General features: G+C 32.2%; 14 protein-coding genes. 12 read left to right on the top strand and 2 right to left on the bottom strand.

Annotation, left to right across the window (positions count from 1 at the left end):
- The first annotated feature begins 160 nt into the window (after positions 1–160).
- The 8 genes from ACB104_RS05175 to ACB104_RS05140 all read left to right on the top strand — a co-directional run bounded on the left by ACB104_RS05175 (position 161) and on the right by ACB104_RS05140 (position 8,990).
- Positions 161–1,006 (top strand): ADP-ribosylglycohydrolase family protein, encoded by an 846-nt coding sequence (locus ACB104_RS05175; protein WP_370477220.1) that lies wholly within the window; start codon positions 161–163, stop codon positions 1,004–1,006.
- 393 nt (positions 1,007–1,399) lie between these two features.
- Positions 1,400–2,629: a hypothetical protein gene (locus ACB104_RS05170; protein WP_370477219.1), complete on the top strand. Its 1,230-nt coding sequence runs from the start codon at positions 1,400–1,402 to the stop codon at positions 2,627–2,629.
- 184 nt (positions 2,630–2,813) lie between these two features.
- Positions 2,814–3,308, top strand: coding sequence for a hypothetical protein (locus ACB104_RS05165; RefSeq protein WP_370477218.1), 495 nt, complete (start codon positions 2,814–2,816; stop codon positions 3,306–3,308).
- Between the two features lie 250 nt (positions 3,309–3,558).
- Positions 3,559–3,891 carry a hypothetical protein gene (locus tag ACB104_RS05160; protein WP_370477217.1) on the top strand — a complete coding sequence of 111 codons (333 nt, stop codon included), beginning with the start codon at positions 3,559–3,561 and terminating at the stop codon, positions 3,889–3,891.
- 19 nt (positions 3,892–3,910) lie between these two features.
- Positions 3,911–4,447 (top strand): HD domain-containing protein, encoded by a 537-nt coding sequence (locus ACB104_RS05155; RefSeq protein WP_370477216.1) that lies wholly within the window; start codon positions 3,911–3,913, stop codon positions 4,445–4,447.
- 117 nt (positions 4,448–4,564) lie between these two features.
- Complete coding sequence (locus ACB104_RS05150; protein ID WP_370477215.1) at positions 4,565–5,029, top strand: 5' nucleotidase, NT5C type; 465 nt, start codon at positions 4,565–4,567, stop codon at positions 5,027–5,029.
- 55 nt (positions 5,030–5,084) lie between these two features.
- The gene (locus tag ACB104_RS05145) at positions 5,085–7,736 is read left to right on the top strand and encodes an McrB family protein (protein WP_370477214.1); all 2,652 of its coding nucleotides are present in this window, start codon (positions 5,085–5,087) and stop codon (positions 7,734–7,736) included.
- Positions 7,737–8,990 (top strand): McrC family protein, encoded by a 1,254-nt coding sequence (locus ACB104_RS05140; protein ID WP_370477213.1) that lies wholly within the window; start codon positions 7,737–7,739, stop codon positions 8,988–8,990.
- 218 nt (positions 8,991–9,208) lie between these two features.
- Here the strand turns inward: ACB104_RS05140 and ACB104_RS05135 are convergent, their stop codons facing one another.
- Together ACB104_RS05135 and ACB104_RS05130 are read right to left on the bottom strand one after the other, a co-directional pair.
- Entirely contained in the window at positions 9,209–9,979 is a 771-nt protein-coding gene (locus ACB104_RS05135) for an SOS response-associated peptidase (RefSeq protein WP_370477212.1), read from the bottom strand.
- Between the two features lie 219 nt (positions 9,980–10,198).
- Positions 10,199–10,456: a hypothetical protein gene (locus ACB104_RS05130; protein ID WP_370477211.1), complete on the bottom strand. Its 258-nt coding sequence runs from the start codon at positions 10,454–10,456 to the stop codon at positions 10,199–10,201.
- Positions 10,457–10,964: 508 nt separating this feature from the next.
- Between ACB104_RS05130 and ACB104_RS05125 the strand changes: the two genes are divergently transcribed.
- From ACB104_RS05125 to ACB104_RS05110, 4 genes are all read left to right on the top strand, one after another.
- Positions 10,965–11,507, top strand: a complete 543-nt coding sequence (locus ACB104_RS05125; RefSeq protein WP_370477210.1) for a hypothetical protein — start codon at positions 10,965–10,967, stop codon at positions 11,505–11,507.
- A gap of 17 nt (positions 11,508–11,524) precedes the next feature.
- A complete protein-coding gene (locus ACB104_RS05120) occupies positions 11,525–11,833 on the top strand; it encodes a hypothetical protein (RefSeq protein ID WP_370477209.1) in 309 nt (102 codons plus the stop codon).
- A 153-nt stretch (positions 11,834–11,986) separates the two neighbouring features.
- Positions 11,987–12,754 (top strand): hypothetical protein, encoded by a 768-nt coding sequence (locus ACB104_RS05115; RefSeq protein ID WP_370477208.1) that lies wholly within the window; start codon positions 11,987–11,989, stop codon positions 12,752–12,754.
- An 87-nt stretch (positions 12,755–12,841) separates the two neighbouring features.
- Positions 12,842–13,846, top strand: a complete 1,005-nt coding sequence (locus ACB104_RS05110) for a hypothetical protein (protein ID WP_370477207.1) — start codon at positions 12,842–12,844, stop codon at positions 13,844–13,846.
- Positions 13,847–13,875: the final 29 nt, after the last annotated feature.

Raw genomic sequence — 13,875 nt, 5'->3', positions numbered from 1 at the left:
CATTCTAATTCTTGATAAAATAGACGAGTTAAGGTGGAAACCAAGGATAATCGTTAAAGTAAAGATAAATGTTGTTGCTACTCATAATGCAATAAAATACAGTAAAAAAGCTCAAACGCATAAAAACGTTCACACTTATCTTAACAAACATATATAAGTCATGATTGGCGCAATAATAGGTGATATTGTCGGTTCTGTTTACGAATTTGACAACATCAAAACAAAAGAATTTGAATTATTTAGTGAAAAAAGCACGTTTACAGATGATACTGTAATGAGTATTGCTATTGCAGAGTTTTTGATGCAGGACAGACAAATTTCTCAACCAAGGCTTTGTTGGCATTTAAACGAATGGTATAAAGAATATCCCCACCTTCACAAGACATACGGGAACAATTTTACTAAATGGTTATACCAATTCAGAAATGGGAATTATGCTAATTTCAAGAAAAGCAACAGTTTTGGCAATGGTGCGGCTATGCGAGTATCATCACTTGCAGAATTGACCGCAGATGTAAGATATACTGCAAAATATGTAACTGAAGTTTCACATAACCACCCTGAAGGAATTAAGGGTGCTCAAGCAGTAGCAGTAGCATGTAGGTTAGCGAAAAGGAATTTCAGCAAAGAAGAGATTAAAAAGATTATCGAAAAGGAGTTTAAGTACAAGTTAAAAAGGTCAGTATATCTTTTAAGAAAAACCTATGAATACAACGAAACCTGTCAAGCCACAGTTCCCGAAGCCATCATTTGTTTCCTTGAAAGCACAGACTTTGAGGATGCTATAAGAAATGCTATATCAATTGGTGGAGATAGTGATACACTAGCTTGTATTACTGGCTCAATAGCCGAGAACTTCTACAAAGAAATACCCGATTGGATAATGAAAGAAGCAGTAGGTAGGCTTACAAATGAAATCAAAGATGTGCTAAAAGAATACTACACTAGAAATCTATATGAGAAAAAATCAGTAGCCAAAAAAGTGTTGTTACTTCTAGGTAACTAGGATTGTTAATAGCTAGAAGAAAGGTTAATAGAAATACTAGCCTTTTCGTGGAATTATGTTTTATACAGAAAATATATCTATTGTTTGGGACAAGTAAATATTCTTATAAAACTAAAGATGTTACCATTAAATGTTATGCCACAGAAAAGTTATTTTTTGAGGTTGTTCCTAATACAGAACACAACACCATAAAAGAAGTCAGAAGCTTTAGAAAGACAGTTAATCTAATGGATTAATTTAACTTTGTGGTGGTTTAACAAAACAATTTCAATTCCTTTAAAATCCCTCAAAACTCGTAAGAATATTACGTATATTTAACGGAATAAACATAATGTAGATAAACGTATTACGTTTATCCAGCTCTTAGCTACAACCTAAAAACCAAAATCGAGAATGACTGATAAAGGAAATAGAAGTCAGGGAACACCATTTATCATCTCAAATGACCGAACTCAAAAATTAGAGCGAATTCCACTGACTAAAAAATTGTTTCAAGAAGATTGGTTACAAAAACTGATTTACGAAAATCCTCAAATTCTTCCAGTTGATAATTTAGAAATTGGTTTTACACCTTTGATACCTCTTGGTAGAGAAATATCTACAAAAGTAGGATATATCGACAACTTATTTATTTCTTCAGATGGTTATATTACAATCGTAGAAACAAAGCTATGGCGAAACCCAGAAGCAAAGCGAGAAGTTGTAGGGCAAATAATTGATTACGCCAAAGAGCTAACAAACTGGAGTTTTCAGCGATTAGATGACGAAATAAAAAATAGAAATCCTCAAAAGATGGGCATAATTCAATCAATCAATAATTACGAAGTGATAGATGAAGAAATGGAATCAAAACTCATTGACAATGTGGAAAGAAACCTGAAGCGTGGTCGATTTCTTTTACTTGTCGTAGGAGATGGGATTAGAGAAAGTGTGGAAGATATGGTTGAGTACTTGTCAAATTCTGCACAACTTTTTTTTACACTCGGACTTGTCGAATTGCAAGTATATAAAAACCATAATCAAAATGGTGTGATTGTAATACCCAATTTAATCACAAGAACAAAAGAAATTACAAGAGCAATTATTAGAATTGAGAATAGTACAAATAGCACAATTGAAATACAAAGCGATTTTGAAACTAACACGAATTCCAAAAAAGGCAAACGCTCGACACTTTCCGAAAATGAATTTTTTGAAATTCTTTTAGATAATACAGACAGCGACACAGTCCGGATTGCCAAAAAGATTTTAGATAAATTTGAGAACGAAGATTACCTTATAGAATGGAAACAAGCTACCTACGTTGCCAAAATTGCTGACCCGAATGGTAGTGGTTCACGAATAACAATATTCCAAGTAAGTAAAAATGGTGATTGTTATATTGGGTATTCAGCTCAACAACTTGAAAGTTTAGGAATGGACAAAAATATCGCATACGACTTTTGCAAAAGCACCATACCATTATTCGATAATCTTGGCATAAATAAAAAGTTTCCAGAAAGCTGGGATAGGTGGATTGGACTTAAAGAGTTTGAACTAAAACTTGATGAGTTTATTCAAAAATGTAATGAATTTGTAGAAAGAATAAAACAAGAAAGTAAGGCTGTAGCTAACAATGTATAACCGCAATTACGGCGGATTCGACTACGTCCGAATCCACTCAGAATTGCTAATGACAGTGCTTAACCGAAACACAAAGTAAACTAAACCGATAACTGACGGTTATACGAACCCTTAGCCCAAAGTTGCAATAACAACAACAATGCATTAAAGAATTATTATTGAAAAGAACTAAAATTATAGCAGTATGAATACAATTTTGAAAATAGCGTTAGGGTTTGTACTTGGAGCAGTCTGTACAGTCGGAGTATTGCATATTATCGGGATAATAAACAATAAAGCAGAATATCAATTAAGAGAAGAAATCCGAATGCAAACATTGAAAGATTTGCAACAACTTTCAGACGAAAACGTTAACGCATTAAAACAACTTTCAAACGAATACGATAACGCATTAAAAGATAACCAACGAATTTCAGATAAACTCAATAATACCCGAAAAAACATCCAATCATTCGAACTCACCACAAAAAATGGTATAGTGAAATTACATACATATATGTCAAAAGATTCCGTTCAGATTTTAATGGGACGCCCACAATCTACAGATATAAATGATTATGGATTTGGAGAGGTTATCGAAACCTGGAAATATAAAGGGACTAATAGATATGTTGATGAATTTACCATTAAGTTTGCCAATGGCAAATTGAAATCCGTTCGTCAATTTAAAGACCATTAACTTTATTTGTACAGACTTCTTAAAATCACATGTACAACATTACTCTTATCAGTACAATACATTCGGAAAATGAAAAATTTATAGTAACAAATAGAAACCTGCCGCTAACAACGGCTATAATTGATTGTGGCTATGGTGCAAAAACCGTAAGTAGAACATATATTTAGCTTGATTTCTATGCGGAATAGTTCTGCGGATGATTCCACGCCGAAATCATAGCCAAACCGTTGTAGCCAAATAAAAATCTCATATGGAAAAAATCACTCTTTACGAATTTGAAAGCCCTAATATTAAAATTTCGATGAAAGTGTATTTTAACGATAAGAACGAACTGATTTTTGATGGTTATGATATTGGAAAAAGGGTAAATGAATTGATGTATGATTCAGATTATGAATATCAATACAATATAAAGTATAACGAAGCAAAAAAAATAGCGAACCTTTTTAATATTGATATTAATGAAAAAAAAGATTTACTGAAAGAAATTAAAAATCGTTTTAACGAAAATGATGCTTACTCGAAGTTTGGTGCGTTTATGGTAGAAAATAATATTGAATTTGAATCATTTACGTGGGGATAAAAGTCTATTTTAAAATACAATGACTCAAGAAATTTATCAAAAAGCAATAAAGTTTGCTGGAGAAAAGCACAAAAATCAAACAGTTCCTGGAACGGAATCTAATTACTTATTGCATATCTCAAATGTGGCTATGGAGATATTATTGGCTTATAATACAAATAATAGTTTTGATATAGATTTTGCGATTCAGTTAGCATTACTACACGATACTATTGAAGACACAGAAACAAACTTCGAGGAGATAGAAAGTAAATTTGGTCATAGAGTTGCTTTAGGAGTTCAAGCTTTAACGAAAGACGAAAACTTATCTTTAAAAAAAGAAAGAATGATTGATTGTTTGAAACGTATCAATGCATTAGAAAAAGAGGTTGGAATGGTAAAATTAGCTGATAGAATCACCAATCTTCAAGAGCCACCAAAACATTGGAAAAAAGATAAAATCCAAAATTATCTTTATGAAGCAATGATGATTAGCGAAATGCTAAATGACAAGAATGAATACTTGAACAATAGACTGCAAATGAAAATAGACGAATATAAAATATACACTGAATAAAACTGGCTACAACCCTTTGTAAAACTTCATTAAAAATCAGTTTACACAAACCGTTCTGTGTCAAATGAAAAATGGATTGCGCAATATGAAGGATGCGCTACGATAAGGTAAAAGAATATGAAGAAAAAAATAATTTACATTGATATGGACAATGTCCTTGTTGATTTCCAAACAGGAATTGATAAACTTGACCAAAACACCCTTAACGAATATGAGGGACGATTGGACGAAGTACCTAATATATTCTCGCTAATGGAACCAATAACTAATTCCATTGAATCTATTAAAATACTGTCTAAAAAATATGATTTATACCTCTTGTCAACGGCGCCTTGGCTTAACCCAAGTGCTTGGCTTCATAAAATTGAATGGGTGCATAAATACTATGGAAAAGATAAAGATTCATTATTCTATAAGAGGTTGATTATATCCCATCATAAAAATTTAAACTCAGGCGATTATTTAATTGATGATAGGCCAAATAATGGAGCAAAGGATTTTGGTGGTAAATGGATTCAATTTGGAAGCCAGGAATTTCCCGATTGGTATAAAGTAACAGAGTTTTTATTGGCAAAAGTTTAAATTGAAACATTGGTTGAGGTAAAAAATTATTGTAAAATATTGATTATTATAGGACATGGTAAAATCAGATTCACCAATTAAAGCATCAAGTATTGTGGATTGGAGCAATATAATTTTAGATTTTTTAATCCAAAAAAGAACTCAAATCCCTGATTTAAAATTCGGTTTAAGACAACAAAACAGAAATAACCGTTTAGATAAAGGGTATTGGTTTCAAGGTACCGATAGATATCTTTCAGTTGGTTTTTCAAAAATAGGAGCCGGAAATCTTTCTACTAAAAGTATCGGTTTTGTTGTTGAAATTAATAGTAAAAATCAGGAAAACTGTAAAATTCATATCATTTTTAAAAAAGTAAACGATGAGAAGCTCTTAGCTTGTTATGATAAAATAATAAAAACACTTGGAGGGTTTGAAAAGCTTGATGACAAAGACTATGTAAAAAAGTACGAAACAAATGCTGTGCTTGAAAATTTGGAACAATTTTTAGCAGTTGAAAAGCCTAAAATAGATAAGATTATTGATGACATGGGGCTAAGAAATGAAATGATCTTCTCAGATGAAAAATTCGATAAAATGTTAAATAACATTTTGGAGATAAAAAAGAACCAAAAGAGTATAGCACCATTTAGTATTATCCTTGCAAATATAACTTGGAACAGTAAAAATTGGAAGGAAATAAGCGAGGACACGAGTGGTCATACTTGGGTTAGTGGTGGTAATATTCCCCACGAAAGTTGGAATTTTGATTTTGACAACCCTCGAAATAAAGATAATAAGGTCTATGGTTTTGTGAAATTTACGAACTCTCCAGCTGTTAGAGGGGGTAATAATCTGATTATTTTTTATTCCCAAGGCAAGATTGTGGGCTTCTATGGTAAAACAGAGGTATTAAAAGATTGGGTCGATATAAATGAGAGGGAATCTTATAATTTAATTGCAGATAAAGGCCTTAGCGTTGTATTGCCTAATAAGATTGAAGACCTAAAAGAAAAGGGATATTTAGAAAATCTTAATCGTGTTGGTCAGGTAGGCTTTAGCTATTTGAAAAAAAACGAAACTGCTATTAATATTTTGAATGAGGCAATCCAATTAAATCCTGAATTAAGTGAAAAATTAAATGATATAAAAGAATGGATCTTAAACCAAAATTCTGATAATGAAACTTCAACTGATTTCGATTTTTCCTCTTTTGAAGAATATTTAAAGAAATTCAATCATGAAGATTTAAGAACTTACTTTTCATTTCTATTTGAAGTGTTGGATGAATTTAAATTAGAAGAAGGAGATGATAGACTGTTATTTAGTACCACTAATAACAATTTAAGCTTCACAATTGGTCAGCGTTATTCTTGGAGTCTTTTCAAGTCTAATAAAAAAGGAAAATTTGGTGTTCTTTCAATAGATAAAATAAGACCAAATAGTGAGGCGTTTAAAGGAAATGCACCTCATCCATACTATACACATTTTAATGAAGTAAATTTTTCAGAATCTGATAAAGATTCCATTTTTAAAGGATTTGACCAAGAACTTAAAAGAACAAATAAAACAGGCTTTAGAAAACATAGTAATAATGAGTTTGAGAAGGCTGTTTATGATAAAAATTTTAGATCACAATTTGTGAATTCAACATCTATGAAACAAGAGAATAAAGTATTGAACAAAATATTGTTTGGACCTCCAGGGACCGGAAAAACATTTAATACTGTTAACGAGTCTTTAAAAATTGTAGATCCTGATTTTTATACTGAAAATAAAAATAATCGTGATGCATTGAATAAAAGATTTAAGGAGCTCCTAATCAAAAATTGGGATAATACCAATGGTCAAATTGCATTCTGCACTTTTCATCAATCTTTTAGCTATGAAGATTTTGTAGAGGGGATTAAGCCTAAGATAAATGAAAAGAAAGAGGTGTTTTATAAGATCGAAGATGGCGTGTTTAAAAGAATATGTCAATTGGCAGATACAAGTACCAGTGATGTTAAAATGAAAAAAGATTTTTTTGTTAATAATGGGCAACTTATAGAATCTGAATCAAAAAAAGTAAAAGATTATGTGCTAATCATAGACGAGATTAATAGAGGAAATGTATCTTCAATTTTTGGTGAGTTAATTACGCTTATAGAAAAAGATAAACGTGCAGGAGGGAAGGAAGAATTGGAAGTCATTTTACCATACTCCAAAGTTCCATTTAAAGTGCCCCAAAACGTACATATTATTGGAACTATGAATACTGCAGACAGGAGTATTGAGGCTCTTGATACCGCTTTAAGACGTCGTTTTTCCTTTAATGAAAAGCCACCTAAACCAGAATTAATTCTAACTGAAGGCCGTTCAGGAAAAGTATACGGGATTGTGGATGGAGTAAACTTAAAGGATTTATTGGAAACCATCAATATTCGTATTGAAAAACTAATAGATAAAGATCATAAAATAGGGCATTCCTATTTCTTGAAGGTTAATGATTTGCCTTCTTTGAAAAAGTGCTTTCAAAATGAAGTAATACCATTATTAGAAGAATATTTCTTCGGCGATTATGGTAAAATTGGATTAGTGCTTGGTGATAGCTTTGTCACTAAGGACGTTTCTGATGATTTTGAATTTGCAAAATTTGAAGGATATGATACGGATGTATCTTCAGATTTAAAGGAAAGGCCAGTCTATAAAATTACAACTTCCGAAAGATGGGATTTTAAAAGTATTTAAATGAGCCGATTAATAAGGGTTTTTGAATATGAAAAATTAACCATTCACTCAAAGTGTTCGGAAGGCAAGGAACTTGGCGAAAAAGTAATCAATAAACTCTGGGAGTATAACGACAAAAACAATAATATTTATTTCGATGGAATCAGAAACGGTGTTAAGTTCAAACACTATGTAGGCGTCATCCAAATTGGAAATATAACTATTGAAATTTTGCCTAAGGCTGATAAGCTAAAGGCTTCAGAGGACGACAAAAAATATTGGCATGATATCTTGTTAAAGATGCTTGCTAAATGTAAAAAGGTTAAAGTAGACTCTGTCAGTGAAGCCTCATTAAGAAAGCGATACTATTCTCTTCTCGATTTATATTTTGAAATGTTCATTAAAGAAGTAGATTACTTATTGGAACATGGGCTAATAAAAAAATACAGAAAGAATAGTGGAAATTTGAATGCACTTAAAGGGCGACTTAATTTCGGTAAGAACATCCAAAACAATCTAATACATAAGGAGCGATTTTATACTATACACCAGGTTTACGATTATGATCACTTATTAAATCAAATTTTGTATAAGGCACTTTTGGTATTGAAGACTATAACTAACAATACTTCACTAACAGATTCTATAGTTAGGACATTGGGAAATTTTCCAGAGGTTAAAGAAAACAGCATCAATAAAACCCATTTTGAATCATTGGTAGCTAATCGGAAATCAACAATCTACGATGAGGCTATTAAAATTTCCAAAATGATTCTTCTTAATTATTCACCAGATATTAAAGGTGGTGATGAAAATATGTTGGCACTGTTATTTGACATGAATAAACTTTGGGAAGAATACGTCTATCGAATATTGGCTAAGCATCAAGATGATAATTTAAAGGTTAAATTCCAAAATAGTGACAAATTCTGGGAGCGTAAACTTATAAAACCAGATATTGTTTTAAACTATTCTAAACCAGATGGTTCCCAAGAAACTTTCATAATTGACACCAAATGGAAAGTTATCGACCCGAATAAACCAGGTGATGATGATTTAAAGCAAATGTTTGCATATAACATGTATTGGAACTCCTCAAAAAGCATTTTGCTATATCCATCTTCCAATCCAGAAAAAACTGAATTTGGGTCTTTCCATAAAGGAAGAAAAGGAGAAAATAAATGCAAGCTCGGATTTATAAAGGTGTTATCAGGTAAAAATTTGAACCCTTTTTTAGCAGAAGATATTTTGAATCTGTTGGAAATAAATAATTGAAAAAATTATAGATCCTGAACTATCCTAAATAACAATGATTTATCGTTTGAGTAAAACTTGAAAAGGCTCAAGCAAGGAGCTGACGTAATTACACCCTTCAATAAAAACAATAAAGGTAGTTATAGTAAGAGCTAACTGACTTTAATTCAGTTTAGTCAAAGCACTAGTATCAATTTAGATGAAGGAAAAAAGTTAATCCAAGAACAGAGGCAATAACATCAATTAAATAAAGTATTCAGCTCAGGATAAACCACCTCTTCCGAAATCTCCTCAACATTACCAGCATATTCCTTGCCCCTTAGTTTAGCAACAGTATGCGATGCTAATTCTTCTTCAGGAAAAGGCCTTATAAGCTCTTTAACGGCGGTTTCATCCAAGTCATCGTTAATAGGTGCCAACCACTTATCTTCTTCCTCCTCGGTCAATATCAGTGGCATTCTCGGGCCCTTTAGTTTTGGGTTGTTATGTATTCTGGCCATCATGGGGTTGCCTTCAGTGGTAACAATGGTAAATGTGTTCATTATTCCGCCATTATCGTGCCTCCATTCCGACCATAGCCCAGCCAAGACAATGGGCTTACCATCCTTCCTATAAATAAAATAGGGATAGGTATTCTTACCGTAATGATGGTGCTCATAAAAACCATCTAGGTAGATTAAACATCTATTATGTTCAGCAGCATACCTAAAGGATGGTTTTTCAAAAATCGTTTCACCTCTAGCATTCAGGGTGTTGTTCCAAATCTTCCTAACACCTGCATCATCCTTCACCCAATGTGGTACCAACCCCCATGTTGCTACCGTTGGAAAATCTGGAGACTCATCAGTATAAATAAGCAGTTCTGGATGGCTAAACCCAGAGGCATGGTAGATTGGCAAATCGGTATACGGTATCAACCTCTCCATTATTTCCTCTACTGCACTCGCATCTCCTCTTTGCCTGGCTCTTTTTAACTGTGTTTCTAAATTTGCTTTTATATCGTAGCACATCAGCGATTTATTTTATCTTTATAAAGTTATGAATTTTAAAGATTTACAATGGCATATCCCCTCAATTCATGGGTCGTACAATTTAAAGATACAGGATATTGACAAGGGATACCGTATTTCCAAGGGAAAATGGAACGGCTTTGGCTTCGTACTGGCTGAAGGCGAACTAAATCCAAATGAGTATGTCGAGTGCTTTCAGTTCTGTGGGATTATCAAAAACTAAATTCTTGAAAATCTAACCATTTCTTCCATCAATAGCTTAGGCTCTAAATTACCTGTATTTTCAACCAATTTTCTGTGCTTTGCGAATATCAGCATCTCATATCGCCTGTGTTTCTCCTTTTTTTGCAGAAAGTACAATGCGTCAATATAGGACTCCAAATGTACAATGTTCATCATCCGCCTAAACTGGTCATTTGATAGATGGGGCTGTCCTTGCTCTTTTACAATAGTCGAAAAAAAGGAGGTATATTTCATATCACAAATTTCACTATATATTGTAGTTTTTGTTGCTTGTATATGTAGTAATTGGAAAATATTTTCCAAAAACAGATGAGACATATCTCAAATAGCTAAAAGCAGTTTCAATTACGTTAAGAACTCTCTTAAAGTGTAAGAATATTATGTATATTTAACGGAATAAATATAATGTAGATAAACGTAATACGTTTATCCAACTGTTGCCAGTAATTTAAATAACACCCATGAAAAATCAATTTAAACATTTCATTCATTTTTTAATAAATGGCTCATAAAAATTAGTCAATAACATAATTCTTTCATTGACACTTGGGTTTATAATCAGTATTATAGTATTCAATAGTACTTTTCACGACTCTGAATGGGTAAAAAGAAGTGCATTTGGGGGAGGTTGGTCTTACAGTAAAGTTTACTTCTACAATTATAAACCAGCAATTTCTACGTTTATAATTTCATCTGGTCTGTTCTTACTTTATTACAACCGTTCTCGAAAGCTAAATAAATAATGAAGTTGAATATTAAAATATCTGAATTAAAACGGCTTAATAATAACGGAAAAATAAAAATATCACAAATTGAATGGTGGCTTTTAAAATATTCAGATTTATTTAAAAAGACTTATGATTTTGTTTACAGCCAACATCTTTTTACAGATGATGATGGTACTGTAATCCGACTACCTCCATTTGGAAAACCAACCGACCATGAAATCTTTTTGGATTTGTATGAAGCTCTTGATAAGATTTCAGATTTTCATAGATATGAAAAGTATTTTGAGCAGGAATTAATAGAATATGAAAAAATTAAAAATTCTCCACCTAATTTAAAAAATTGGTTGGCTAATAATGAGTATTTGGGAGCAGATAAACACGTTTGCTTTATTTATAACTATTTAGACTATGATGAGAACGACCAAGAGGTGCATCTAAAAGTTTATATTCCAAGTTTGGAAGAACTAGAAATTTATATTGACCGAAAAGATTTTAAGAATACGATTGATTTTCTTGAAAAGTTTAATGAATTGTTTTGGACCAACAGCTTACTTTAAACAAAAACAAAATAAGTATGAATTTATATGTTGTGAAAGATGGTATTAAAGACGTTGCATTTATTAGAGACAATGAAGGCAGACAAATTTTAGGCACGAACTATTACTCAATTTCATATGATTTTAAATCTAACGAAGGATATATCGAAAAAAAAAGTAATAATTTTTGGAGATTATATACTCAAGTAGGTCAAAAATATGGACAATCTCGGCACCATAAATTTTCGTCTTTTGAGGACTGCATTCTAAAATTAAAAGAGTTAAATGGAAATAGGGACATTATTATTTGTGACTCGACTGAAATTCAGAAATACTCAGAAAAATAAAAACTACTGCCAACATCGGCTATAATCCATTGCTTGCAACATGCTAGACCAAAATTTGTTACCTTTAACTTGGCTCGATTCCTACTCCGAAAATCCTACGGATTTTCATCGCAACGGAATCATAGCCAAACCGTTATATCCAACTAAGGAAAAATGAACTACCCATTCGGAGAAAAAGTCAAAAAGGTTGAGCAAATAGATAAATCTTGGAAAAAGTATTTTGTCTTAGGAGTATATGCAAGTGCTGTACATGCAAAATGGATTGGTTCAGATAATAAAGTAAAAGTCAAGGCTCTTGCAGTTGCGAGTGAACCTGAAATATTTTGGAGAGGAAATCAGAAAGAGGCAAAACAAATTATAACTAAAATTCAAATACCATCCGAAATAGGAAGATTACAACCAGCAGCCCCAAGTTTTAATGGACCTTCGGGAATAGAATTAGACGAAAGTTACTTGAAACCTTTGGGGTTAACAAGAGATGATGTTTGGTTATGTGATTTATTACCTTATTCAAGGTTGAATGACGGTCAGTTAAAAGCAATAAAAAGAGAATACGAACCTATAGAGAAAAAATTCAACTTGCCAAAAGTAACGCTTGAAAAAGTGCCATCAAGATTTTGCAATGAAAGAAGGTTGGAAGAAATTAAAGAGGAATTGGAAAATTCAGGTGCCGATACAATCATCCTGCTCGGAGATATTCCGATAAAAGAATTTGCGAATAAATTCGATAATAAATACCGAAGATTATCAGATTTTAAAGAATACGGCGAATTACATGAAATAGAAATTGATGACAAAAACTATCAACTTCTTCCATTAGTTCATCCAAGACAAGCGGGTAAATTGGGAAGGTCAAATCATAAATGGTTTCAACTTCACCAAGATTGGATAAAAAGAAAAGAAAAAGAAAGCGGCATATAACAAAGTGCAAAACGGCAAGTGGGGCTATGTGCCCCACCTGCGTTTGCACAGACCGTTAGGGTGCATTAGACCAAAAATCGTGATTGAATGAAAATAGAAATTGCAGAATCACTTATTTACAGTTATTTAAAACACGTTGAGGGATGTAGAATTGTACAAACCAATTGGACTACGAGCGGAAATTGGACAGTAACTGAATATGAAAAAGAAAGAGCAAGAGAATTATTCAACAAGGTTTCTTCATCAGAACACTTTAGCGGAATTTTTAAAAACAATTCATTTGACCAATTAATTAAACAAGCCGAAATTGATGTTTTAGGAATTAACACAGCAGAAGAAACGATTTATGGAATAGATGTAGCATTTCATTCAGCAGGTTTGAACTACGGTAATAAAACAGAAACCGCCTTAAGAATCGTAAAAAAGATTTTCAGAACAATTTTTATAATGCAATCGTACTTTGATGAAAACGAGAAATTTAATTCATATTTCATTACACCAAAAGTCAATCCTGCAACTCAAGTAATTATCGAAGATTTAATGATAAAAGCAAATGAAGTAATAAACGATGACAATATTTCGATTGACTTTATATCAAATGAACAGTTTTATTCGGTGATTGTAGATTCACTTTTGGATAATATAAACGAGGAACACGATACGACTGAATTGTTTTCTCGTGCAATTAAATTAATGAATCTTGACATTCGAAAAAGAAATTTAACGTTAACAGCACCAAAACCTGTAATCAATCGAATTACAAGTTCAAAAAAGGAGGTAAACGGAATGAAGATTGGACAATTTGTTCAGCATAGTTTTAGAAAAGCATTTGAACTGAACCTTTTGTCTGACAGAGAAATAAATGAACTTCAAAAACCTGAATACTCTAAGCGAGTTTTCAACTCTAATTTTGAGGTTTTAAGAAATAAAAATAGACCAATCGAAGATGAATATGGAAGGAAAAGATATTATGCGAGAGAAATATTTTGTGGCAATTATCATTTGACTTCACAATGGATTGAGCCACAATGGGAATTATTACTTGGTTGGCTGAAAAAAATTGGATATCAATACAAAAATAACGCACCCTAACTGCGTATATAAAAGATAGCGGTTTTGGT

Origin of the sequence: Tamlana flava, from assembly GCF_041287255.1 — a bacterium.
In the GTDB taxonomy this organism is placed as follows: Bacteria; Bacteroidota; Bacteroidia; order Flavobacteriales; family Flavobacteriaceae; genus Tamlana; species Tamlana flava.
Note: the sequence above shows the minus strand (reverse complement) of the source record. Positions and strands in the feature narration are given on the sequence as shown.